Source organism: Pseudomonas borbori (genome assembly GCF_900115555.1).
GTDB lineage: Bacteria > Pseudomonadota > Gammaproteobacteria > Pseudomonadales > Pseudomonadaceae > Aquipseudomonas > Aquipseudomonas borbori.
Genome location: NZ_FOWX01000010.1, coordinates 40,312 through 63,891, shown reverse-complemented (window position 1 = coordinate 63,891; position 23,580 = coordinate 40,312). Strand labels below are relative to the sequence as shown.

The following is a 23,580-nucleotide window of genomic DNA, read 5'->3' as shown; positions in this document are numbered from 1 at the left end:
CGCGCGCCCGTCAACCACGGCTATTCAGCCATTGCCCGGCAAGCTCACGCGCCCGACGATCCGCCGCCAGGACCGCTTCCACACTTTCGACCGCAACACCCACCTCGGCGTTCAGCACGGCATCTATGATACTCGCGATCTCGGGAAAGCGAATGCGCCGCTCGAGAAAGGCCGCCACCGCCACCTCATTGGCCGCATTGAGCATGGCCGGCACACTGCCGCCCGCCTCTGCCGCCTGACGAGCCAGGCGCAAGCAGGGGAAACGCTGCTCGTCCGGCGCCTGGAAGTCCAGGCGGGCGATGGCGAACAGATCCAGCGGCGCCACCCCCGAATCGATGCGCTGCGGCCAGGCCAGGGCATGACTGATCGGCGTACGCATGTCCGGGTTACCCAGCTGCGCCAACACCGAACCGTCGACATAGTCGACCAGCGAATGGATCACGCTCTGCGGATGGATCACCACCTCGACCTGCGCCGGCGTGGCATCGAACAGCCAGCAGACCTCGATCAACTCGAGACCCTTGTTCATCATGCTCGCCGAATCCACCGAGATCTTGCGCCCCATCGACCAGTTGGGGTGGGCGCAGGCCTGCTCGGGAGAGACCTCGCGCAACTGCTCCAGCGGCGTCTCACGGAACGGGCCGCCGGATGCGGTCAGCAGAATCCGCCGCACGCCCACCTGCTCCAGCCCACGGGCATAATCGCCGGGCAGGCACTGGAAGATCGCATTGTGTTCGCTGTCGATGGGCAGCAAGACCGCGCCGCTACGCCGCACCGCCTCGATGAACAAGGCACCGGACATCACCAGCGCCTCCTTGTTGGCCAGCAGGACCTTCTTGCCCGCCTCGACCGCCGCCAGCGTCGGCTTGAGCCCGGCCGCCCCGACGATAGCCGCCATCACCGCATCCACCTCGGGATGGGCAGCCACCTCGCACAGGCCCTGCTCGCCGAACAGCACCCGCGTCGCCAGTCCCGCGGCATGCAAGCCGCCCTGCAGATGGCGCGCCGCACGCTCATCCGCCACCACGGCGTAGCGCGGCCGGTACAGCAGGCACAGCGCCTCCAGCTCGACCAAACGACTGAAGCCGGTCAGGGCGAACACCTGATAACGCGCGGGATGCCGGGCGATCACGTCCAGGGTGCTGAGGCCGATGGAACCCGTCGCCCCGAGCACCGTAACCTGCTGCAACTGGCTCACAGGGCACCCCAGCCGGCCAGCCACAGCAGCGCGGCGAACATCGGAATGGCCGCGGTCAGGCTGTCGATGCGATCGAGCACACCACCGTGCCCCGGCAGCAGATTGCTGCTGTCCTTGAGCCCGGCCTGACGCTTGAACATGCTCTCGGTCAGATCGCCGACCACCGAAATCGACACCACCAGCGCCGCACCCGCCAGCACCAGGAGCCACTCACTGACGGACCAGCCCCGGTACAGGCCAACCGCCGTGGTAATCAACAAACTGGCGAACAAACCGCCCGCCACGCCTTCCCAGCTTTTGCCCGGACTGACCTGCGGCGCCAGCTTGCGCTTGCCGAAAGCCTTGCCGGTGAAATAGGCACCGATATCCGCCCCCCAGACCAGCACCATCACCGCCAGGATCAGCCCATTGGCTTCCGGCCATTGTTTGAACAACACCAGGCCTTGCCAGGCCGGCAGCAGGATCAGCAAGCCGATCGACAACTTGGCCGGCAGCCCGGCCCAATGCCGGCTACTGGCCGGATAGCCCAGCACCAGCACAGTGGCCAGCACCCACCAGGCAACCGCGAGCAGCAGCAGCCAGGGCGCCAATAGCGGCAGCTGGTAAAGCCCGAACAGCAGGGCAGCGACCACCCCGGCATAGGCCACTCGCAGCGTTTGCCGGGACAACCCCGCCAGACGCGCCCACTCCCAGGCACCGAGACTGACCACGACGCCGATGAACAGGGCAAAGGCCGCCCCGTCGAGCAGGAAGAATCCGCCCAGGGCGATGGGCAGCAACACCAACGCAGTGATGATCCGTTGTTTAAGCATCAGGCACGCGCCTCGGCATCGACCTGCTCGGCGGACCGGCCAAAACGCCGCTGGCGCCTGGCGTAATCCGCCAAGGCCTTGCGCATGGCGTCGTGCTTGAAATCCGGCCAGAACAGATCAGAGAAATACAGCTCGCTGTAGGCCAACTGCCATAACAGGAAATTGCTGATGCGGTGCTCGCCGCCCGTGCGGATGCACAGATCGGGCAAGGGCAAATCGCCGGTCGCCAGGCAACCCTGCAACAGCTCGGGGGTGATATCTTCGGGCCGCAGATGCCCCGCCTGAACCTCACGAGCCAGACGCTGCGCCGCCTGCGCGATATCCCACTGGCCGCCGTAGTTGGCGGCGATCTGCAAGATAAACCGCTTGTCGCCAGCGGTCATGGCCTCAGCCTCGCGCATGGCGGCCTGCAGTTCTGGATGGAAGCGCGAGCGATCGCCGATGATGCGCAGGCTGATGCCGTTGTCGTTGAGCTTCTTCGCCTCGCGACGCAGCGCACCGAGAAACAACTCCATCAGCGCGCTCACCTCGTCGGCCGGGCGCTGCCAGTTCTCGCTGGAGAAGGCAAACAGGGTCAACACCTCGACCCCGGCCTCGGCGCACACCTCGATGACCGCGCGCACGGCATCGACACCTGCCTTGTGCCCGGCCACCCCCGGCAACAGGCGCTTGCGCGCCCAGCGGTTATTACCATCCATGATGATCGCCACATGACGTGGCACGGCCACCTTAGCGCCGCCTATGGTCTTGTGCATGAGGATCTCCTGACCGCTAAACGGCCATCAGATCCGCTTCTTTCTGCTTCACGGCCACCTCGATTTCCGCCACGAACCTGTCAGTCAGCTTCTGGATCTCGTCGGCGGCGCGACGCTCTTCGTCTTCGCTGATTTCCTTCTCCTTGACCAGATCCTTCAACTGACTCAAGGCATCACGACGGATATTGCGCACGGCAATACGAGCATCTTCGGCGGCATCACGCGCCTGCTTGGTGAAACCCTTGCGGGTCTCCTCGGTCAGCGCCGGCATGGAAATCAGCAGCAGCTCGCCCAGGTTGGTCGGATTGAAGCCCAGACCGGAACTCTGGATCGCCTTATCGACGGCAGCCAGCATGTTGCGCTCGAACGCCACCACCTGCAGGGTGCGGGAATCCTTGACGGTGACGTTGGCAACCTGATTCAAGGGAGTGTCGGCACCGTAGTAAGGCACCATCACACCACCCAGAATGCTCGGGTGGGCCTGGCCGGTACGAATACGGCTGAAAGCATGGATCAGCGAATCCAGGCTCTTCTGCATACGTTCCCGGGTATCTTTCTTGATCTCGTTGATCATTGTTCACCTTCCTCGATCAGAGTGCCTTCGGCGCCACCCACCACGATATTCAGCAGGGCACCGGGCTTATTCATGTTGAAGACGCGCAGCGGCATCTTGTGATCGCGACACAAGCAGATGGCGGTCAGATCCATCACGCCGAGCTTGCGATCCAGCACTTCATCGTAAGTCAGTCGGTCGAATTTCTCCGCATGCGGATCCTTGAACGGGTCGGCGGTGTACACCCCGTCCACCTTGGTTGCCTTCAACACCACGTCGGCATCGGTCTCGATGGCCCGCAGGCAGGCGGCCGAATCGGTGGTGAAGAACGGGTTGCCGGTGCCCGCGGCGAAGATCACCACCTCACCGGTTTTCAGATGACGCAGCGCCTTGCGCCGATCGTAATGATCGGTTACCCCGACCATGGAAATCGCCGACATCACGATGGCCGGGATATTCGAGCGCTCCAGCGCATCACGCATGGCCAGGGCATTCATCACGGTGGCCAGCATGCCCATGTGGTCGCCGGTCACCCGATCCATGCCGGCAGCGGAGAGTGCCGCGCCACGGAACAGGTTGCCGCCGCCGATGACCAGGCCGACCTGCACGCCGATACCGACCAACTGGCCGACTTCCAACGCCATGCGATCGAGCACCTTGGGATCGATGCCGAAATCTTCCGAGCCCATCAGGGCCTCGCCGCTGAGTTTGAGCAGAATGCGCTTGTAGCGCGGTTGACGACCACTCACCTGCTGAGCCATTACCAGTCTCTCCTGCGGCGTTTGAATTCTTTTGCGCGCCTTGCGGCACGGATTTGTCGAGCGCTTTGACAACGTCCGGAGCCATTTGTCGCCTACCTGGCAACAAAGGCCTTGCTCACCCCTTAATTTGACGAAGAGGCCGCGCGCATAAGCGGGCAGCCTCTTCGGGGCGACAACAGCGTCTTATTGCTTGCTGGCAGCCAGTTGCGCAGCGACTTCTTCAGCGAAGTTGTCTACCGGCTTCTCGATGCCTTCGCCGACCTGGAAGCGCGTGAAGGAAACGATCTCAGCACCGCCCTTCTTGGCCAGCGCACCGACCTTGATTTCCGGGTCCTTGACGAAGGCCTGCTCAACCAGGCTGGCTTCGGCGAGGAACTTCTGGATACGACCGCCAACCATCTTCTCGACGATCTCAGCCGGCTTGCCCTTGATCTTGTCTTCGTTGAGGCTCATGAACACGGCTTTTTCGCGCTCGATCGCCTCGGCGGAAACTTCCGTAGGCAGCAGGAACTCCGGATTGCTGGCCGCCACGTGCATGGCGATATCCTTGGCCAGCTCGGCGTTACCGCCATTCAGGACAACTACAACGCCGATCTTGTTGCCGTGCAGGTAAGCACTGACCACGTCGCCTTCAACGCGGGCCAGACGACGAATGTTGACGTTCTCACCGACCTTGGCCACCAGCGCTTCGCGCGCAGCTTCCTGGGCAGCGATCAACGGCGCGGCGTCGGTCAGCTGGTCGGCGAAGGCTTTTTCCAGGCTTTCGTTGACGAAGTTCTTGAAGTCGTCCTGCAGCGCCAGGAAGTCGGTTTGCGAGTTGACTTCGAGGATCACGGCCGACTTGCCGTCTTCAGCAACCTTGACCGCGATAGCACCTTCGGCGGCGATGTTGCCTGCCTTCTTGGCGGCCTTGATCGCGCCGGAAGCACGCATGTCATCAATGGCTTTTTCGATGTCACCGCCGGCCTTGGTCAAGGCCTTTTTGCAATCCATCATGCCTTCGCCAGTGCGCTCACGCAGCTCCTTGACGAGTGCCGCAGTAATCTCTGCCATTTCAAATTCCTCTTGGATAGGTTGTTAACCATTCCACCCGCCGGAGCGGGCGATCGATTCTGTAAACACACTGCCCGGACTCGACGCACAGCAACCGGCTGACAATGGTTTTCAAAGTGGCAAAAAGGGGGCCTAGCCCCCTTTTTGCGCAGCGAATAACGCTTGGCGCCTAGCGCTTAGCCTTGAGTCGCTTCGGCGGCGGGAGCCTGCTCGACGAATTCGTCGGCGCCGCCGGTGTTGGTACGACCGCGAACTACGGCATCAGCCATGGCACCCATGTACAGCTGGATGGCGCGGATGGCGTCGTCGTTACCCGGGATGATGTAGTCAACGCCTTCCGGGCTGCTGTTGGTATCGACGATGCCGATAACCGGGATACCCAGCTTGTTGGCTTCGGTGATAGCAATGCGCTCGTGGTCGACGTCGATCACGAACAGAGCGTCCGGCAGACCGCCCATGTCCTTGATACCACCCAGGCTGCGATCCAGTTTTTCCAGATCGCGGGTACGCATCAGGGCTTCTTTCTTGGTCAGCTTGGTGAAAGTGCCGTCCTGGGACTGAACTTCCAGATCACGCAGACGCTTGATCGAGGCGCGGATGGTCTTGTAGTTGGTCAGCATGCCGCCCAACCAGCGATGATCGACGTACGGCGAGCCGCAACGTGCAGCTTCCTGGGCAACGATCTTGCCGGCGGAACGCTTGGTGCCGACGAACAGGATCTTGTTCTTGCCGGTAGCCAGCTTCTCAACGAACGACAGCGCTTCGTTGAACATCGGCAGGGTTTTTTCGAGGTTGATGATGTGAATCTTGTTACGCGCGCCGAAAATGTACTTGCCCATTTTCGGGTTCCAGTAACGGGTCTGGTGGCCGAAGTGCACACCGGCCTTCAGCATATCGCGCATATTGACTTGGGACATGATAGTTCCTTGATAAGTCGGGTTAGGCCTCCACGCATCCCAATCTCCAACCATCCGCACGCGGCGAAAGGCACCCAGGAAATCGTGTCGATACGTGTGTGGATTAAAGCTTTCGGGCACACAGCCCGTAAAGCGGCGCGTTTTATACCATAAAAGGCAGGCGCAAGCTACAAGCATAAAGCCGCAAGTAGAAGCAGAACGCCGCCCGCTCGCCTCGCGGCGTGCAGCTTGAGGCTCGCTGCTGGCTTTGGGGCTTGCGGCCCGAAGCTGCTAACATAGCCCTCTTTTCAGTCTGTGCCCGAGAGCCTATATGACCGTCACCATCAAATCCCCCGCAGAAATCGAGAAAATGCGCGTAGCCGGCCGCCTGGCCGCCGACGTACTGGAAATGATCGGCGAACACGTCAAGCCCGGCGTCACCACTGAAGAGCTCGATCGCATCTGCCATGACTACATCGTCAATGTGCAGCAGGCCATTCCCGCGCCGCTCAACTACAAGGGCTTCCCCAAGTCGATCTGCACCTCGGTCAACCATGTGGTCTGCCACGGCATCCCCAACGAGAAGCCGCTGAAAGAAGGCGACGTGCTGAACATCGACATCACCGTGATCAAGGACGGCTACCACGGCGACACCAGCAAGATGTTCATGGTCGGCAAGGTGCCGGAGTGGGCCGAGCGCCTGGCCAGGATCACCCAGGAATGCATGTATAAAGGTATCCAGCTGGTGCGTCCCGGCGCCCGCCTGGGCGACATCGGCGAGGTGATCCAGAAGCACGCCGAGAAGAACGGCTTCTCGGTGGTGCGCGAGTACTGCGGCCATGGCATCGGCGCGGTGTTCCACGAAGAGCCGCAGGTGCTGCACTACGGCCGCGCCGGTACCGGCCTGGAACTCAAGGAAGGCATGTGCTTCACCATCGAGCCGATGATCAACCAGGGCCGCGCGGAAACCCGCCTGCTCGGCGACGGCTGGACCGCGATCACCAAGGATCGCAAGCTCTCGGCGCAGTGGGAGCACACCATCCTGGTCACCGCCGACGGCTACGAGATCTTCACCCTGCGCAGTGACGACACCATCGCCCGCACGTCGGCCTGATGCTCGCCACCCCTATAGAGGAAGATCGGCGCATGCCGCAGGTAGACTCCGAACTGTTCGACCGCGGGCAATTCCAGGCCGAACTGGCGCTCAAGGCCAGCCCCATCGCGGCCTTCAAGAAAGCCATCCGCCGCGCCCACGAGGTGCTCGACGCGCGCTTCAAGGAGGGCCGCGAGGTACGCCGACTGGTCGAGGATCGCGCCTGGTTCACCGACCAGATCCTGCGTGAAGCCTGGGATCGCCTGGACTGGAGCGCAGACGCCGACATCGCCCTGCTGGCAGTCGGCGGCTATGGCCGTGGCGAACTGCACCCCTACTCGGACATCGACCTGCTGATCCTGCTGGGCAGCAACGACCACGAACGCTTTCGCGAGCCGATCGAACGCTTCCTCACCCTGCTCTGGGACATCGGCCTGGAAGTCGGGCAAAGCGTGCGCTCGGTCGACGAGTGCGCCGAAGAGGCCCGCGCCGACCTGACGGTGGTCACCAACCTGATGGAAAGCCGCACCATCGCCGGCCCCGAGCGCCTGCGTCAGCGCATGCAGGACGTCACCAGCACCGCACAGATGTGGCCGAGCAAGCAGTTCTACCTGGCCAAACGCAAGGAGCAGCGCGCCCGCCACGCCAAGTACAACGACACCGAATACAACCTCGAACCCAACGTCAAGGGCTCACCGGGCGGCCTGCGCGATATCCAGACCATCCTCTGGGTCGCCCGCCGGCATTTCGCCACCTTGAATCTGCACGCCATGGTCGGCCAGGGCTTTCTGCTGGAAAGCGAGTACGCCCTGCTGGTGTCCAGCCAGGAATTCCTGTGGAAGGTACGCTACGCCCTGCACATGCTCGCCGGCCGCGCCGAAGACCGCCTGCTGTTCGATCACCAGGGCCAGATCGCCCGCCTGCTGGGCTATGAAGACGGCGACAGCAAACTGGCGATCGAACGCTTCATGCAGAAGTACTATCGCGTGGTGATGGGCATCGCCGAGTTGAGCGACCTGATCAACCAGCACTTCGAGGAGGAAATCCTCCGCGCCGGCCAAAGCGGCCAGGCCCAGCCGCTCAACAGCCGTTTCCAGCTGCGCGACGGCTATATCGAAGTCACTCACCCCAACGTCTTCAAGCGCACCCCTTTCGCCATCCTGGAAATCTTCGTGCTGATGGCCCAGCACCCCGAGATCAAGGGCGTGTGCGCCGACAGCATTCGCCTGCTGCGCGATCACCGTCACCTGATCGACGACGAGTTCCGCAAGGACATTCGCAATACCAGCCTGTTCATCGAGCTGTTCAAGAGCCCGCAGGGCATCCACCGCAATCTGCGGCGGATGAACCGCTACGGCATTCTCGGGCGCTACCTGCCCGAGTTCGGCGACATCGTCGGGCAGATGCAGCACGACCTGTTCCACATCTATACGGTCGATGCGCACACCCTCAACCTGATCAAGCACCTGCGCAAATTCAAGTGGCCGGAACTGGCCGAGAAGTTCTCCCTGGCCAGCAAGCTGATCGGCAAGCTGCCCAAACCCGAGCTGATCTACCTGGCCGGGCTTTACCATGACATCGGCAAGGGTCGCGGCGGCGACCACTCAGAGCTGGGCGCGGCAGACGCCGAGGCCTTCTGCGTGCGCCATCAGCTGCCCAACTGGGACAGCAAGCTGATCGTCTGGCTGGTGCAGAACCACCTGGTGATGTCGACCACCGCCCAGCGCAAGGACCTCTCCGACCCCCAGGTGATCTTCGATTTCGCCCGCCTGGTCGGCGATCAGACCCGTCTGGACTACCTCTACGTGCTGACCGTGGCCGACATCAACGCCACCAACCCGAGCCTGTGGAACTCCTGGCGCGCCAGCCTGCTGCGCCAGCTCTATACCGAAACCAAGCGCGCGCTCAACCGCGGCCTGGAAAACCCGCTGGACCGTGAAGAGCAGATTCGCCTGACCCAGAGCGCCGCGCTGGACATTCTGGTGCGCGGCGGCACCGACCCGGACGAGGCCGAACAGCTGTGGTCGAAACTCGGCGACGACTACTTCCTGCGCCACACCGCCGGCGACGTGGCCTGGCATGCCGAGGCGATCCTGCAGCACGCCAACGACGGCAATCCGCTGGTACTGATCAAGGAGACCACCCAGCGCGAATTCGAGGGCGGCACGCAGATCTTCATCTATGCCGCGGATCAGCACGACTTCTTCGCCGTGACCGTGGCCGCCATGGCCCAGCTCAACCTGAACATCCATGACGCGCGGATTCTCACCTCGACCAGCAAGTTCACCCTCGATACCTATATCGTATTGGAGGCCGAGGGCGGCTCGATCGGCGACAATCCGGCGCGGATCAAGCAGATCCGCCAGGGCCTGATCGACGCGCTGAAGAACCCCGACGACTACCCGAACATCATCCAGCGCCGGGTGCCGCGCCAGCTCAAGCATTTCGCCTTCGCGCCACGGCTGACCATCCACAACGACGCACAGCGCCCGGTGACCATCCTCGAGTTGACCGCACCCGATCGGCCGGGCCTGCTGGCGCGCATCGGACGGATCTTCCTCGACTTCGACCTGTCGCTGCAGAATGCCAAGATCGCCACCCTCGGCGAGCGGGTCGAGGACGTGTTCTTCGTCACCGACGCCAACAACCAGCCGCTGTCCGATCCCGAACTCTGCCGCCGGCTGCAGGAAACCATCATCGAGCAGCTCTCAGACGCCAACGGGCAATCCGCAGAGCCAAGCCGGATAATTATTTGATCGAGCAGCGGCAAGCCAAATCCCCCGCGGCTGCCGCTTGTAGTAGCCAGGACAGAAAAATGAACGACGCCTTGAACCAGCTGCAGCCCTACCCTTTCGAGAAACTCCGCGCCTTGCTCGCCGGCGCCCGGCCACCCGGCGACAAGCCGGCCATCGCCTTGTCGATCGGCGAGCCCAAGCATCGCTCGCCGGCGTTTGTCGCCGAGGCGCTGAGCGCCAACCTGGAGAAACTGGCGGTCTACCCCAGCACTCTGGGGATACCCGAACTGCGCGAAGCGATCGCCAGCTGGTGCAGCCGGCGCTTCAACCTGCCGGCCGGCATGCTCGACCCGGCGCGCCAGGTGCTGCCGGTCAACGGCACCCGCGAGGCGCTATTCGCCTTCACCCAGGCCGTGGTGCAGCGCGACGTCGGCGGCCTGGTGGTCAGCCCCAACCCGTTCTACCAGATCTACGAAGGCGCGGCCCTGCTCGCCGGCGCCCAGCCGCACTACCTGGCGTGCCTGGAGCAGCACGGCTTCAACCCGGACTTCGATGCGGTGCCGAGCGACGTCTGGCAGCGCTGCCAGATCCTCTTCCTCTGCTCGCCCGGCAACCCGACCGGCGCGCTGATCCCGCTGACCACCCTGAAGAAACTGATCGCGCTGGCCGATGAATACGACTTCGTCATCGCCGCCGACGAGTGCTACAGCGAACTGTATTTCGACGAACTGAACCCACCGGCTGGCCTGCTGACCGCCTGCGCCGAACTGGGCCGCAGCGACTGCAAACGCTGCGTGGTGTTCCACAGCCTGTCCAAGCGCTCCAACCTGCCGGGGTTGCGTTCGGGCTTTGTCGCCGGCGACGCCGACATATTGAAATCTTTCCTGCTGTACCGTACCTATCACGGCTGCGCCATGCCGGTGCAAACCCAGCTGGCCAGCATGGCCGCCTGGAACGACGAGCAGCACGTCGCGGCCAACCGCGCGCTGTACCGCGAGAAGTTCGACGCGGTGCTGGCGATTCTCGACGGCGTACTCGATGTACAGCGCCCGGACGGCGGCTTCTACCTGTGGGCGAAAACCCCGCTGGACGACGAAACCTTTACCCGTGAGCTGTTCGCCCGCGAACACGTCACCGTGGTGCCCGGCTCCTACCTGTCGCGCAGTGTCAACGGCGTCAACCCGGGCGCCAATCGCGTGCGCATAGCCCTGGTCGCGCCGCTGGCCGAGTGCGTGGCAGCCGCCGAACGTATCCGTGACTTTGTAAAGAGCCTGCACGCATGAGCACGACCCTCTACGGCATCAAAGCCTGCGACACCATGAAGAAAGCCCGTACCTGGCTCGACCAGCACGGGGTAAGCTACGCCTTTCACGATTACAAAGCCGTTGGTATCGACCGTGACAACCTGGACAAGTGGTGCAACGAGCATGGCTGGGAAACCCTTCTCAACCGTGCCGGCACCACCTTCCGCAAGCTGGACGAGGCGCACAAAGCCGACCTCGACCAGCACAAGGCGATCGAGCTGATGCTCGCCCAGCCATCGATGATCAAGCGCCCGGTGCTGGATCTCGGCAACAAGACCCTGGTTGGCTTCAAGCCCGAGCGCTATGCCGCCGAGCTGGCTTGAACAACTCCCATTGAATTCGCGTTTAAGGAAAGCAACATGACCACGACCCTGTTCAGCCTGGCCTTCGGTGTCGGCACCCAGAACCGTCAGAGCAACTGGCTGGAAGTCTTCTACGCCCAGCCCCTGCTCAACCCGGCCAGCGAGCTGGTGGCCAAGGCCGCGGAAAAACTCGGCTACAGCGGTGGCAACCAGGCCATCGGCTTCACCACCCAGCAAGCTGGCGAGCTGGCCGAAGCGCTGAAAGGCATCGACGCCGCCCAGGCAGCCCTGCTCACCCGCCTGGCGGAAAGCCACCAACCGCTGGTCGCCACCTTCCTTGGCGAAGATGCGCCGCTGAGCAGCACGCCCGAGGCCTACCTCAAGCTGCACCTGCTGTCCCATCGCCTGGTCAAACCGCACGGCCTGAACCTGAGCGGGATCTTCCCGCTACTGCCGAACGTAGCCTGGACCAGCCAGGGCGCCATCGACCTGGGCGAACTGGGCGAACGCCAACTGGAAGCGCGCCTGAAAGGCGAACTGCTGGAAGTCTTCTCGGTGGACAAGTTCCCCAAGATGACCGACTACGTGGTGCCGAGCGGCGTGCGCATCGCCGACACCGCGCGCGTGCGCCTGGGCGCCTACATCGGTGAAGGCACCACGGTGATGCACGAAGGCTTCGTCAACTTCAATGCCGGCACCGCAGGCCCGGGCATGATCGAAGGCCGCGTCTCCGCCGGGGTGTTCGTCGGCAAGGGCTCGGACCTGGGCGGCGGCTGCTCGACCATGGGCACCCTGTCCGGCGGTGGCAACCTGGTGATTTCCGTGGGCGAAGGCTGCCTGATCGGCGCCAACGCCGGCATCGGCATCCCCCTGGGCGACCGCAACACCGTGGAGTCCGGCCTGTACATCACCGCCGGCACCAAGGTGGCGCTGCTCGACGGCCAGAACCAGTTGGTCAAGGTGGTCAAGGCGCGCGAACTGGCCGGCCAACCGGACCTGCTGTTCCGCCGCAACTCGCAAACCGGCGCGGTGGAGTGCAAGACCCACAAGTCGGCGATCGAGCTGAACGAAGCCCTGCACGCCCATAATTGATCCGAGTAGGGTGCGCCGCGCGCACCATTCGCACGCCGCGCAGCACCTGGTGCGCACGGCCTGGGCGGCCCCGCGCACCCTACGGACGCCCCCGCACCATCGGGTGAACCCCATGTCCCTGATTTCCCCCTGGCGCGCTGACTTCCCCGGCATCCTGGCCCTCGACGGCGAAGGCCAGACCTACCTGGACAGCGCCGCCACCGCGCAAAAGCCGCAGGCCATGCTCGATGCCCTGCTCGGCTATTACGCCGGCGGTGCGGCCAATGTCCATCGTGCCCAGCATCTGCCGGGCGAGCGGGCGACCCGCGCCTTCGAAAGCAGCCGCGACCAGGCCGCGCGCTGGCTGAATGCGCCCGACTCGGCGCAGATCCTGTTTACCCGCAGCGCCACCGAGGCCTTCAACCTGCTCGCCTATGGCCTGGAGCATGAGTTGCAGGCCGGCGAGCAGATCGTCATCAGCGCCCTGGAACACCACGCCAACCTGCTGCCCTGGCAACAGCTGGCCCAGCGCCGCAACCTCGAGCTGGTCGTTCTGCCGCTGGACGCCGCCGGCCTGATCGACCTCGAACAGGCGGCCGGCCTGATCGGCCCGCGCACCCGCGTGCTGGCGCTCAGCCAGCTGTCCAATGTGCTCGGCTGCTGGCAGCCGCTGGCCGAACTGCTGGCCCTGGGCAAGGCCCGCGGCGCGCTGACCGTGGTCGATGGCGCCCAGGGCGTGGTGCATGGCCGACATGACGTCGAGGCCCTGGGCTGCGACTTCTATGTCTGCTCCAGCCACAAGCTCTATGGGCCCGACGGCGTCGGCCTGCTCTATGGGCGCAAACCGGCACTGCAGCGCCTCAGGCACTGGCAGTTCGGCGGAGAGATGGTGCGGGTGGCGGATTATCAGAGCGCCGAGTTTCGCGCTGCGCCGCTGGGCTTCGAGGCCGGCACGCCGCCGATCGCCGGGGTAATCGCCCTGGGCGCCAGCCTGGACTACCTGGCCGCGCTGGACGCCGCCGCCGTGGCCGCCCACGAAGCCGCCCTGCATGCCCAACTACTCGCGGGGCTCAGGGCGCGCGCCGGCATCCGCCTGCTCGGTGCGCCCAGGGTGGCGCTGGCCAGTTTCGTGATCGAGGACGTGCACAACGCCGACCTCGCCCACCTGCTCACCGAACAGGGTATCGCCGTGCGCGCCGGCCATCACTGCGCCATGCCGCTGCTGAAAAGCCTCGGCCTGGCCGGCGCGATCCGCGTCTCCCTGGGCCTGTACAACGACGGCGCGGACCTCGAGCGTTTCTTCGCCGCCCTGGACCAGGCCCTGGAGCTGTTGCGATGAGCCTGCCCGTCGACGCCGAACAAGCGCTCGCCGCCTTCGGCCAGTGCCCCGGCTGGGAACAGCGCGCGCGCCTGTTGATGCAGTGGGGCGAACGCCTGCCGGCGCTGCGCGAGGAGGAGCGCTGCGAGGCCAACCGCGTGCACGGCTGCGAAAGCCAGGTCTGGCTGGCTGGGGAACTCCAGAACGGCCACTGGCAATTTCGCGTTGCCAGCGATGCGCGCCTGCTCCGAGGCCTGCTCGCCGTTCTGCTGGCGCGGGTCAACGGTCTGACCGGTGCGCAACTGGCCGAGATCGACCTGGCCGACTGGTTCGCTCAACTGGGCCTGGCGCGCCAGCTCTCGCCGTCGCGCAGCAATGGCCTGAATGCCGTGCTGCAGCGCATGCGCGAGCTGGCCGGCGACGCTCAGGTTCCGTAGCAGATCCCACTCGTCTACGACGCCGGGCTGCCGCACAGCAAACTGGGTGCGCAAGGATCAAGCCCCTATGGTGTGCGCATCAACAACCATCTGCCCGCGGTGCGCACGGCGCACCCTACCCGAGCCGATGCACAGCCAACTCTTATTGGCTTCGCTCGGCCGGCCTGCGCGCGCCGGCCACCAGTTTCTCCACGGTCTTGGCCACGGCGACCATGCCGAAGCTCGCGGTGACCATCATCGCCGCGCCGAAACCGCCGGCGCAGTCGAGCTTGACCCCGTCGCCGACGAAGCCCTTGTACTGGCACACGCTGCCGTCCGGTTTCGGGTAGCGCAGCTGCTCGGTGGAAAACACGCAGGGCACGCTGTAGTTGCGCCCCGGCGTGCGCGAGAAATTGTAGTCGCGGCGCAGGGTCGAGCGCACCTTGGAGGCCAGCGGATCGTTCCAGGTCTTGTTCAGGTCGCCGACCTGGATCTGCGTCGGGTCGATCTGCCCGCCGGCGCCGCCGGTGGTCACCACCTGGATCTTGCGCCGCTTGCACCAGGAGATCAGCGCCGCCTTGGCGTTGACGCTGTCGATACAGTCAATCACCGCGTCGAGTTGCCCGGTGATGTACTCGGCCATGCTCTCGCGGGTGACGAAGTCGGCTACCGCGTGCACCACGCAGGCGGGATTGATCGCGCGGATGCGCGCCGCCATCACCTCGACCTTGGCCTGACCGACCGTGCTGTCCAGCGCCTGGATCTGCCGGTTGGTGTTGCTCACGCAGACGTCGTCCAGATCGAACAGCGAGATCTCGCCGACCCCCGAGCGCGCCAGCGCCTCGGCCGCCCAGGAACCGACGCCGCCGATCCCGACCACCGCGACATGCGCCGCGGCCAGGCGCTCGGCGCCCTCGCGACCGTACAGGCGGGCAATCCCGGCAAAGCGTTGTTCGTCGATCGTCATCTCATCACCTCAGCACCCGGAACGCGGGCAGGCGCGCATTATAGAAAGCCTGCCGGCCGCACCCAAGCAGCGATTCGACTCATAGACCGAATGGGTACAGCCAGCCCAGCCGCGCGACAGGAGCCTGCGATGCGTAATTTCAGTTTTCATAACCCGACCAAGATCCATTTCGGCGAAGGCCAGATCGCCAAGCTCGGCCAGGAAATCCCCGCCGGCAGCCGCGTGCTGGTCACCCACGGTGGCGGCAGCATCTTCCAGAACGGCGTCTGGGCCCAGGTCGAGGCGGCGTTGGCGGGCTTCGCCATCAGCCGCTTCGCCGGCATCGAAGCCAATCCGCAGTTCGACACCCTGCTGCGCGCCGTGGAGCAGGCCAGGCGCGACCACTGCGATTTCATCCTGGCCATCGGCGGCGGCTCGGTAATAGACGGCAGCAAATTCATCGCCGCGGCGCTGTGCCATGCCGGCGAGCCGCTCGAGCTGCTCACCGGCGCTCGCGCCAAAGCCGCGCTGCCGCTGGGCTGCGTGCTGACCCTGGGCGCCACCGGCTCGGAAAGCAACCCGCACGGCGTGGTCACCCATGTGGCGCGCCAGGAAAAGCTGCCGTTCTCCAGCCCGCTGCTGTTTCCGCGCTTCGCCATCCTCGACCCCTGCACCACCTTCAGCCTGCCGCTGCGCCAGGTCGGCAACGGCGTGGTCGATGCCTTCGTCCACACCATCGAGCAGTACCTGACCTACCCGGCCGACGCACCGCTGCAGGACCGCTATGCCGAAGGCCTGCTGCAGACCCTGATCGAGGAAGGGCCGAAAGCCCTGAGCAACCCCGAGGACTACCGGGTCAGGGCCAACCTGATGTGGTGCGCCACCCAGGCGCTCAACGGCCTGATCGGCTGTGGCGTGCCCCAGGACTGGGCGAGCCACCTGATCGGCCACGAGCTGACCGCGCTCTACCACATCGACCATGCGCGGACCCTGGCCGTGGTCCTGCCGGCGCTGCTCGCCGAGCGCCGCGAGGCCAAGCGCGCCAAGCTGCTGCAATACGCCGAACGGGTCTGGCAACTGCGCGAAGGCAGCGAAGACAGGCGCATCGACGCGGCGATCGCCGCCACCGAGGCCTTCTTCAAGCGCATGGGCGTGCCGACCCGCCTGTCCGAACACGGCCTGGACGCCGATGCGATCCCCCAGGTGCTGGCGCAACTGCAACGCCACCAGCTGGTTGCCCTGGGCGAACACCGCGATATCGACCTGGAGGCCAGCGAGCGCATCCTGTTGCGCGCGTTGTAAGAAGGGCCACTCCGCCTTCGACGCCACGCTGTCGCGCAGCAAACTGGGGGGGGCAATTGCGTCTATCGGTTTGTGGGTACCTGTAGGAGCGGCCCATGGCCGCGAAACGCATCGCGGGCATGGAACTAGGCGTCCCCCCCGCTCCTACAGGTCTTTGTGCAGATCTAATTTAAACATCTAAAACAACGGGTTATTTATAGATTGATAATAGAATGCTTACCAAAGCAGCGAGTAATGGCCAGGCGAGGCGCAACGAAGTAACAGCTCTGCCGGTCAACCAGCTGAAACGCAGAACGGTCGAGCGCAGTAGTTTTTCAACGGTCTGTTAAGATGGCGGCCTTTCCGCTTGACGCCGCTCTGGAGCCGCAATGACTGCCCCCGCCCCGACCCTGACGCCCACCCTGGAACTCGCCTGCGAGCTGATTCGCCGCCCGTCCGTCACCCCGGTCGACGAAGGCTGCCAGGAGCTGATGATGCGCCGCCTGCAAGCCCTCGGCTTCCGGATCGAAGCCATGCGCATCGAGGAAGTGGACAACTTCTGGGCCAGTCACGGCCAGCAGGAGGGTCCGGTGCTGTGCTTCGCCGGGCACACCGACGTGGTCCCGACCGGCCCGCTGCAGGCCTGGCAGCACCAGCCGTTCGATGCGCTGATCGATGAACAGGGCATGCTCTGCGGCCGCGGCGCCGCCGACATGAAGGGCAGCCTGGCGTCGATGATCATCGCGGTGGAGCGCTTCGTCGCCGACCACCCGCAGCATAAAGGCCGCATCGCCTTTTTGATCACCAGCGACGAAGAGGGCCCGGCCCAACACGGCACCAAGGCGGTGGTCGAGCGCCTGGCCGCGCGCGGCGAACGCCTGGACTGGTGCATCGTCGGCGAGCCGTCGAGCACCTCGCTGGTCGGCGACGTGGTCAAGAACGGCCGCCGCGGCTCGCTCGGCGCCACCCTGACGGTGCGCGGCATACAGGGCCACGTGGCCTACCCGCAGCTGGCGAAGAACCCGATCCACCTGGCCGCCCCGGCGCTGGCCGAGCTGGCCGCCGAACACTGGGACGACGGCAACGCCTTCTTCCCGCCGACCAGCTTCCAGGTCTCCAACCTGAATGCCGGCACCGGCACCACCAACGTGATCCCCGGCGAATTGCGGGCGATCTTCAACTTCCGCTTCTCCACCGAATCCACGGTCGAAGGCCTGCAGCACAGGGTCAACGCGATCCTCGACAAGCACGGCCTCGACTACCACGTGGAATGGGCCCTGTCCGGCCTGCCGTTCCTCACCGAGCCGGGCGCCCTGCTCGATGCCGTGGCCGCCAGCATCAAAACCGTCACCGGCCGCGACACCCAGCCCTCGACCAGCGGCGGCACCTCCGACGGGCGCTTCATCGCCACCCTCGGCACCCAGGTGGTCGAACTCGGCCCGGTCAACGCCACCATCCACCAGATCAACGAGCGGGTGCTGGCCAGCGATCTGGACGTGCTGACCGAGATCTACTACCAGACCCTCGTCAAGCTGCTCGCCTGATGCTCACCTGTCCCCTCTGCCAGGGCGCCTTGAGCGCCGTCGACAACGGCGTGGTCTGCCCGGCCGGGCATCGTTTCGACCGCGCGCGCCAGGGCTACCTGAACCTGCTGCCGGTGCAGCACAAGAACAGCCGCGATCCGGGCGACAACGCCGCCATGGTCGAGGCGCGTCGGCGCTTCCTCGACGGCGGCCACTACGCGCCGCTGGCCAGGCGCCTGGCCGAACTGGCCGCGGGTTACGCGCCCGCGCGCTGGCTGGATATCGGCTGCGGCGAGGGTTATTACACCGGCCAAATCGCCGACGCCCTGCCCGCTGCCGACGGCTATGCCCTGGATATCTCCCGCGAGGCGATCAAGCGCGGCTGCAAGCGTGCGCCGCAGCTGACCTGGCTGGTGGCGAGCATGGCCCGGGTGCCGCTGGCCGACGCCAGTTGCCAACTGCTCGCCAGCGTCTTCAGCCCGCTCGACTGGCAGGAAGCCAAACGCCTGCTCGCCCCCGGCGGCGGCCTGCTGCGCATGGGCCCGAGCCGCGAACACCTGATGCAACTGCGGCAGAAGCTGTACGACGAAGTACGCGACTACGACGAGCAGAAGCACCTCGAACTGATCCCCGAAGGCATGCGCCTGGCCCACAGCGAAACCCTGAGTTTCACGCTGCAGCTGACCAGCAGCGAGGCCCGCGCCGACCTGCTGGCGATGACGCCCCACGGCTGGCGCGCCAGCGCCGAACGGCGCGCGGCGGTGATCGCCGAGCCCTTAGAGGTGACGGTTGCCATACGCTACGATTGGATCGAACGCACAGGCCATTGAAAAACTACTGCGCTCGACTATGCCGCGTTAGGATCAGGCGCAAAATGCTCATGTACAGCCGTACACTCCGCTTTTTCGCCTGATCCCGCCTTGCCTAGCCTTCGCTCGCTACGTTTTTCAAACGGCCTCTCAAGCCCCGAAAACAGAGGACGACCATGCGCCAACCGGATATCGAGATTTACCTGAAAGATGCCGACCACCACGCCATCGCCGCCTGGTTGAGCGAGGCGCTCGGCCCTTGCACGCCCTGGCAGCAGAAAGGCCAGACCTTCAAGTGCCTGGCCGGCGCGGTGCCGGTGACCTGGCTGCCGAAAGCCGTCGGCAAATGGCACAGCCTCTACCTGGAAAGCGCCGCCACCCCCTGGGACGACGACCTGAGCTGCGCCCAGGCCGCCTTTGCCGCACTCGGCGTCGAAGTACGCTGCGCCCCGGGCGGCTGGCAGGAAGAGGAAAACGACGAACAGGCCGACCGCTGGATGCGCATCAGCGCCGACGGCGTCGAGGAAATCACCTGGCGCACCGGCTGAGGCATTCGGGCATCAAGCGCCGGCATATATGGCACTGACCCAGAAGCCTGTAGGCGCGGCTACCCCGTCTTCGACGCCGCGCTGTCGTGCAGCAAACTGGAGGCAATCGTATCTATCGGCCTGTAGGTACCTGTAGGAGCGGGCCATGCCCGCGAAACCCATCGCGGCCATGGAACTAGGCGTCCCCGCCGCTCCTACAAAAACCTAATAACCCATAAAATCAATGACATACGGATTGCTTGATAAGAGCAAGGTGCTCGTCCAATCAACCGTGCTTGCGCCGCCGCCATAGCCACAACGCCAGCACGCCGAGGGTCAGCAACAGCGGCACCAGGGCGATATTGACGAACTTCAGGGTACGTCCCAGCGCCTCGATATCGGCGTTCAGCTGGTAGCGCACCTCGCGCAGTTCCTTGCGGATTTTCAGCTTCTCCTGGAGGAACTGTTGCAGCGTGGCCTGCTGCTCCGGGGTCAGCTCCAGTGCCTTGCTCGGGTCGTCGCTGCGCTGCAGGGCGGCGAGCTGCTGCTCGGTCTCCGCCAGGCGTGCCTGCAGAACCTGTTCCTTCTCGCGAAAGCGCACCTCGGCCTCACGCTGGATCGACTCGACCACCTCGAACGGACGGGTGAAGCGCCCGCGCGAACGCACGCTGATCAGCGCCTCGGAGCCGGCCAGGTTGTCCAGGGCGTTGATCGCGAAGCCGGCGTTGTCCGCCCAGGGCTGCGGAATGCGCTGGCCGAAGAAGTCCTGTACCTGCACCCACATGCGGTCGGTGAGCAGGTCGGTGTCGGCGACGACGATGAGGTTGATGTTGTCCGCCTGCTTCAGCCCGTCCTTGCGCCCTTCGATGCCGTCCGGGTAGGCCGACTGCGCCGGACCACTGATGCGTGCGGCTATGGCATAACGCTCGCCGGTCGGCTGCAGCTCGCGGATCAGCTCCTCCGGGTTCTGCAGCATGGCGAAGCGCTTCACGTCGAAGGGCATGGCGTACTGCGAACTCTGGATCAGCGGCATGAACCGGGTCTTCGCCCCTTCCAGCGGCTCGAGCATGCCGGCCGAGGCCACGGTCAGGTTCTCCAGCGCGGCGGTGCTGATGTCGTCCTGGTCCAGGGCGCTCTTCGGCAGACTCAACCAGGCAGCATGCCGCACCGCCCGGCGATCCTGGCCCATGCTCACGGACATGGCGTAGGCGCCATCGCCGAGCACCTGATCCGGCACCAGGCGCAGGCCCCAGGCCTTGAACAGCGGGGCCAGATCGGAGGCCTTGTCGATGACCATCTCGCCCGGCAGCTCGGCCTGGGTGTCGGCTTCGCTGAACGGGTCGACGAAGGCCAGCAGCTTGCCGCCGCGCAGGACGAACTGGTCGATGGCGTACAGGGTCTGCTCCGGCAACTGCTTGGGGTGCACCAGCAGCAGCACCGAGACATGCTCGGGGATCAGATCGATATCGCTCTTCAGGCTCTCGATCTGGAACAGCTGGCGGATTTCCTCCATCACCATCCACGGCGGCGTCGGCTGGCGTGCCTGCATGTCGAAGCCGCCGCCGATCTGCAGCCCGGACAGCACGCCGACCACCGGCCGCTCGGGCTTGGCCAGGCTCAGCAGCAGACGGCTGAGTTCGTATTCGAGGAACTCTTCCTGATCCAGGGCGAAGAACGGAATCACCTGGGTAGCACCCTCGGCATTCTTGCCGGCCAGGCCGAAGTACAGCGAATCGCCACCCTGCTGCAGGGGAATGGCCTGCAGGCCGAACTCGGCGGCCTTGTCCTCATCCTCGGAGAACGGCGCCGGGTCGATGACGTTCAGCTTGAGCTTGCCGCCCGCTTCGCGCTGGTAGGCCTTGAGCATCTCCTCCACACGCTTGGCGTAGGTGCGCAGTGCCGGCAGATCCTTGGTGGCGCTGTCGGAGTAGAAGAAATTCAGCTCCACCGGCTGCTCCAGCTCGGCAAGAATCTGCCGGGTGCCGGCGGAGATGGTGTAGAGCTTCTGCTCGGTCAGGTCCAGGCGTGCGCCGGTCAGGCTCAGACTGGAAAACAGGTTGAAGGCGAGAAACGCCAGGGCGATGAGAACGAGCCCGACGCCGGAAACCATCAGCTTTTTCATGGGCACCCTCAGTCGGCTTTCTTAAGGTCGATGACCACCGCAGTCGCAGCCAACCAGGCGGCGATCAGGGTGAGGAAATAGAGCAGATCACGCAGGTCGATCACGCCCTTGCTGATGGCATCGAAACGGGTCAGGAAACTCAAGGAGGCCACCGCGTCGATCAACCATTGCGGCGCCCAGCCGCTGAAGCCGTCGAGCACCATGGGAAAGCCGCTGACGATGAACAGGAAGCACACGCTGACCGCGAGGATGAAGGCGATCACCTGGTTCTTCGCCAGCGCCGACATGCACGAGCCGATGGCCAGGTAGGCGCCGGCCAGCAGCCAACTGCCGATGTAGCCGGTGACGATGGCGCCGTTATCCGGCTCGCCCAGGTAGTTGACGGTGATGATCATCGGAAAGGTCAGCAGCAGCGCCAGGCCGGCGAAGGCCCAGGCGGCGAGGAACTTGCCGGTGACCGCCTCGAAACGGGTGATCGGCAGGGTCATCAGCAGCTCGATGGTGCCGGATTTGCGCTCCTCGGCCCACAGGCGCATGGCGATGGCCGGCACCAGGAACAGGTACAGCCAGGGGTGGAAGCCGAAGAACGGCGCCAGGTTGGCCTGGCCGCTCTCGAAGAAACCGCCCAGGTAGAAGGTGAACACCCCGGACAGGACCAGGAAGATCACGATGAACACATAGGCCAGCGGCGTGCTGAAGTAGCTCGCCAGCTCGCGTTTGAACAATACCGGCAATTGCCTCATACCATCTCCCCACGGGTCAGGCTGCGGAACACTTCGTCCAGCCGACCGCGCTCGACATTCAACTCCTTGACCCGCCAGCCGCGCTGAGCGATCAGCGCATTGACCTGCGGGAAGATCACCTGGCCCGGCTTGGCCAGCACGCTCAGGCTGTGCTCGCGCTCGTTCTCTTCCACCCCGCTGACGCCCGGCAAGGCCGCCAGCGCCAGCCTATCCAACGGCCCTTCGGCCACCAGGGTGACGGCCTGGTGATAGCGCGAGCGGCTCTCCAGCTCCAGCGGCGTGCCATCGGCGAGCAGCTTGCCGTGGGCGATCACCACCGCACGGGTGCAGACCGCGCTGACTTCTTCGAGAATATGGGTGGAGATGATCACGATCTTGTCGTAGGCCAGGCTCTGGATCAGCTTGCGCACCTGGTGCTTCTGGTTCGGGTCGAGGCCATCGGTGGGCTCGTCGAGGATCAGCACCTTGGGGTCATGCACGATGGCCTGGGCCAGCCCGACCCGGCGCTTGAAGCCCTTGGACAGGGTCTCGATCGACTGCTCCAGCACCTGCTCCAGTTCGACCTGGGCCACCGCCCCGGCGACCCGCTGACGTTTCTCGGCGCCCCTGAAACCGCGCACCTCGGCGATGAACTCGAGGAAACCGCGCACCGTCATGTCGCCGTAACAGGGCGCGCCTTCCGGCAGGTAGCCGATCTGCCGCTGGGCCTTGAGCGTGGCTTTCTGGATATCGAAGCCGAGCACGCTCGCCGTGCCGGACGTCGGCGCGAGAAAGCCGGTGAGCATCTTCATGGTGGTGGACTTGCCGGCACCGTTCGGGCCGAGGAAGCCCAACACTTCCCCGCGCTCGACGCGAAAGGACAGGTCGTCCACCACTGTGTGCTGTGCGAAACGCTTGGTTAAGTTGTTTATCTCGATCATGGTCCCTCACCCGTGCGGTAACAGATCCTGCTCGCGGCCCGTAGAGCGGCGAAACGGGCTTTCAATGCCGGCAGGACTATAAGGAGTCCGGCGCCACCAGTGCAAGCCAAGAACCCCGGAGTCATGGCCCCCCGCGTAGCCCGCAGGCTGGGTTAGGCAGCCGCACATCCAACGAAATCTCCCTGCCCCGTAGGATGGGTTAGCCGCCCAGGCGATGCCTGGCAGGATCGCATTTCAGGCGCGGCGTAACCCATCATCGATAGCAGGTACAGGGATAAACCGCTGATGGGTATCGCTACGCTCATCCTACGCGGCCCGCACCCTACGAAATGCCCCTGCCCTGGCGCTTCGTCCAATCGGCGCATGACAAGCTTTTGCCGGCTCGCCAGCGATCCGGCACACTAGGCGCCCCGAGCAATCGCTCGTTTGCACAGCCAGCAGA

Annotated in this window: 22 protein-coding genes; 11 read left to right on the top strand and 11 right to left on the bottom strand. The window is 64.7% G+C overall.

All coding sequences use genetic code 11. The features are described from left to right. Positions 1 to 10 precede the first annotated feature (10 nt). The 7 genes from ispC to rpsB form a co-directional block, all read right to left on the bottom strand. Entirely contained in the window at positions 11 to 1,198 is a 1,188-nt protein-coding gene (gene ispC, locus BM315_RS09520; RefSeq protein WP_090500243.1) for a 1-deoxy-D-xylulose-5-phosphate reductoisomerase, read from the bottom strand. Then, positions 1,195 to 2,010: a phosphatidate cytidylyltransferase gene (locus tag BM315_RS09515; protein ID WP_090500241.1), complete on the bottom strand. Its 816-nt coding sequence runs from the start codon at positions 2,008 to 2,010 to the stop codon at positions 1,195 to 1,197. The genes ispC and BM315_RS09515 overlap by 4 nt, the downstream gene beginning before the upstream one ends. Then, on the bottom strand, positions 2,010 to 2,765 hold the full coding sequence (gene uppS, locus BM315_RS09510; RefSeq protein ID WP_090500239.1) for a polyprenyl diphosphate synthase: 756 nt from the start codon (positions 2,763 to 2,765) through the stop codon (positions 2,010 to 2,012). Before uppS ends, BM315_RS09515 begins: the two co-directional genes overlap by 1 nt. 16 nt (positions 2,766 to 2,781) lie before the next feature. Further along, positions 2,782 to 3,339 (bottom strand): ribosome recycling factor, encoded by a 558-nt coding sequence (gene frr, locus BM315_RS09505; protein ID WP_090500237.1) that lies wholly within the window; start codon positions 3,337 to 3,339, stop codon positions 2,782 to 2,784. Beyond that, positions 3,336 to 4,079: a UMP kinase gene (gene pyrH, locus BM315_RS09500; protein ID WP_090500235.1), complete on the bottom strand. Its 744-nt coding sequence runs from the start codon at positions 4,077 to 4,079 to the stop codon at positions 3,336 to 3,338. Before pyrH ends, frr begins: the two co-directional genes overlap by 4 nt. A 183-nt stretch (positions 4,080 to 4,262) precedes the next feature. Then, a complete protein-coding gene (gene tsf, locus BM315_RS09495) occupies positions 4,263 to 5,132 on the bottom strand; it encodes a translation elongation factor Ts (protein ID WP_090500233.1) in 870 nt (289 codons plus the stop codon). Positions 5,133 to 5,308: 176 nt separating this feature from the next. After that, positions 5,309 to 6,049, bottom strand: coding sequence for a 30S ribosomal protein S2 (gene rpsB / locus BM315_RS09490; RefSeq protein ID WP_090500231.1), 741 nt, complete (start codon positions 6,047 to 6,049; stop codon positions 5,309 to 5,311). A gap of 310 nt (positions 6,050 to 6,359) precedes the next feature. On the opposite strand from rpsB, the gene map reads away from it, so the two are divergent. From map to BM315_RS09455, 7 genes are all read left to right on the top strand, one after another. Next, positions 6,360 to 7,142 carry a type I methionyl aminopeptidase gene (gene map, locus BM315_RS09485; protein ID WP_090500229.1) on the top strand — a complete coding sequence of 261 codons (783 nt, stop codon included), beginning with the start codon at positions 6,360 to 6,362 and terminating at the stop codon, positions 7,140 to 7,142. 32 nt (positions 7,143 to 7,174) lie between these two features. Next, positions 7,175 to 9,877 (top strand): [protein-PII] uridylyltransferase, encoded by a 2,703-nt coding sequence (locus BM315_RS09480; RefSeq protein ID WP_090500227.1) that lies wholly within the window; start codon positions 7,175 to 7,177, stop codon positions 9,875 to 9,877. A gap of 59 nt (positions 9,878 to 9,936) precedes the next feature. Further along, positions 9,937 to 11,139: a succinyldiaminopimelate transaminase gene (gene dapC / locus BM315_RS09475; protein WP_090500225.1), complete on the top strand. Its 1,203-nt coding sequence runs from the start codon at positions 9,937 to 9,939 to the stop codon at positions 11,137 to 11,139. Continuing rightward, entirely contained in the window at positions 11,136 to 11,483 is a 348-nt protein-coding gene (locus BM315_RS09470) for an ArsC family reductase (protein WP_090500223.1), read from the top strand. Before dapC ends, BM315_RS09470 begins: the two co-directional genes overlap by 4 nt. A 36-nt stretch (positions 11,484 to 11,519) precedes the next feature. After that, the gene (dapD, locus tag BM315_RS09465) at positions 11,520 to 12,554 is read left to right on the top strand and encodes a 2,3,4,5-tetrahydropyridine-2,6-dicarboxylate N-succinyltransferase (RefSeq protein ID WP_090500221.1); all 1,035 of its coding nucleotides are present in this window, start codon (positions 11,520 to 11,522) and stop codon (positions 12,552 to 12,554) included. A 112-nt stretch (positions 12,555 to 12,666) separates the two neighbouring features. After that, positions 12,667 to 13,872, top strand: a complete 1,206-nt coding sequence (locus tag BM315_RS09460) for an aminotransferase class V-fold PLP-dependent enzyme (RefSeq protein WP_090500444.1) — start codon at positions 12,667 to 12,669, stop codon at positions 13,870 to 13,872. Continuing rightward, positions 13,869 to 14,288, top strand: a complete 420-nt coding sequence (locus tag BM315_RS09455; protein ID WP_090500219.1) for a SufE family protein — start codon at positions 13,869 to 13,871, stop codon at positions 14,286 to 14,288. Before BM315_RS09460 ends, BM315_RS09455 begins: the two co-directional genes overlap by 4 nt. Before the next feature lie 142 nt (positions 14,289 to 14,430). On the opposite strand, the gene tcdA is transcribed toward BM315_RS09455, so the two are convergent. Beyond that, positions 14,431 to 15,234: a tRNA cyclic N6-threonylcarbamoyladenosine(37) synthase TcdA gene (gene tcdA, locus BM315_RS09450; RefSeq protein WP_090500217.1), complete on the bottom strand. Its 804-nt coding sequence runs from the start codon at positions 15,232 to 15,234 to the stop codon at positions 14,431 to 14,433. A 129-nt stretch (positions 15,235 to 15,363) separates the two neighbouring features. Between tcdA and BM315_RS09445 the strand changes: the two genes are divergently transcribed. The 4 genes from BM315_RS09445 (at position 15,364) to BM315_RS09430 (ending at position 19,374) form a co-directional block, all read left to right on the top strand. Continuing rightward, positions 15,364 to 16,515 carry an iron-containing alcohol dehydrogenase gene (locus BM315_RS09445; RefSeq protein WP_090500216.1) on the top strand — a complete coding sequence of 384 codons (1,152 nt, stop codon included), beginning with the start codon at positions 15,364 to 15,366 and terminating at the stop codon, positions 16,513 to 16,515. Positions 16,516 to 16,883: 368 nt separating this feature from the next. Next, entirely contained in the window at positions 16,884 to 18,038 is a 1,155-nt protein-coding gene (dapE, locus tag BM315_RS09440) for a succinyl-diaminopimelate desuccinylase (RefSeq protein ID WP_090500214.1), read from the top strand. Further along, positions 18,038 to 18,847 (top strand): putative RNA methyltransferase, encoded by an 810-nt coding sequence (locus BM315_RS09435; RefSeq protein ID WP_090500212.1) that lies wholly within the window; start codon positions 18,038 to 18,040, stop codon positions 18,845 to 18,847. The genes dapE and BM315_RS09435 overlap by 1 nt, the downstream gene beginning before the upstream one ends. A 155-nt stretch (positions 18,848 to 19,002) precedes the next feature. Then, complete coding sequence (locus BM315_RS09430) at positions 19,003 to 19,374, top strand: hypothetical protein (protein WP_090500210.1); 372 nt, start codon at positions 19,003 to 19,005, stop codon at positions 19,372 to 19,374. 265 nt (positions 19,375 to 19,639) lie between these two features. On the opposite strand, the gene BM315_RS09425 is transcribed toward BM315_RS09430, so the two are convergent. Genes BM315_RS09425 through BM315_RS09415 form a run of 3 tightly spaced genes read right to left on the bottom strand, consistent with a single transcriptional unit; the run spans position 19,640 to position 23,138 of the window. Next, the gene (locus tag BM315_RS09425; RefSeq protein ID WP_090500209.1) at positions 19,640 to 21,475 is read right to left on the bottom strand and encodes a GldG family protein; all 1,836 of its coding nucleotides are present in this window, start codon (positions 21,473 to 21,475) and stop codon (positions 19,640 to 19,642) included. Positions 21,476 to 21,483: 8 nt separating this feature from the next. Continuing rightward, a complete protein-coding gene (locus BM315_RS09420; protein ID WP_090500206.1) occupies positions 21,484 to 22,218 on the bottom strand; it encodes an ABC transporter permease subunit in 735 nt (244 codons plus the stop codon). Next, positions 22,215 to 23,138, bottom strand: a complete 924-nt coding sequence (locus tag BM315_RS09415) for an ABC transporter ATP-binding protein (protein WP_090500204.1) — start codon at positions 23,136 to 23,138, stop codon at positions 22,215 to 22,217. The genes BM315_RS09420 and BM315_RS09415 overlap by 4 nt, the downstream gene beginning before the upstream one ends. Between the last annotated feature and the right edge of the window lie 442 nt (positions 23,139 to 23,580).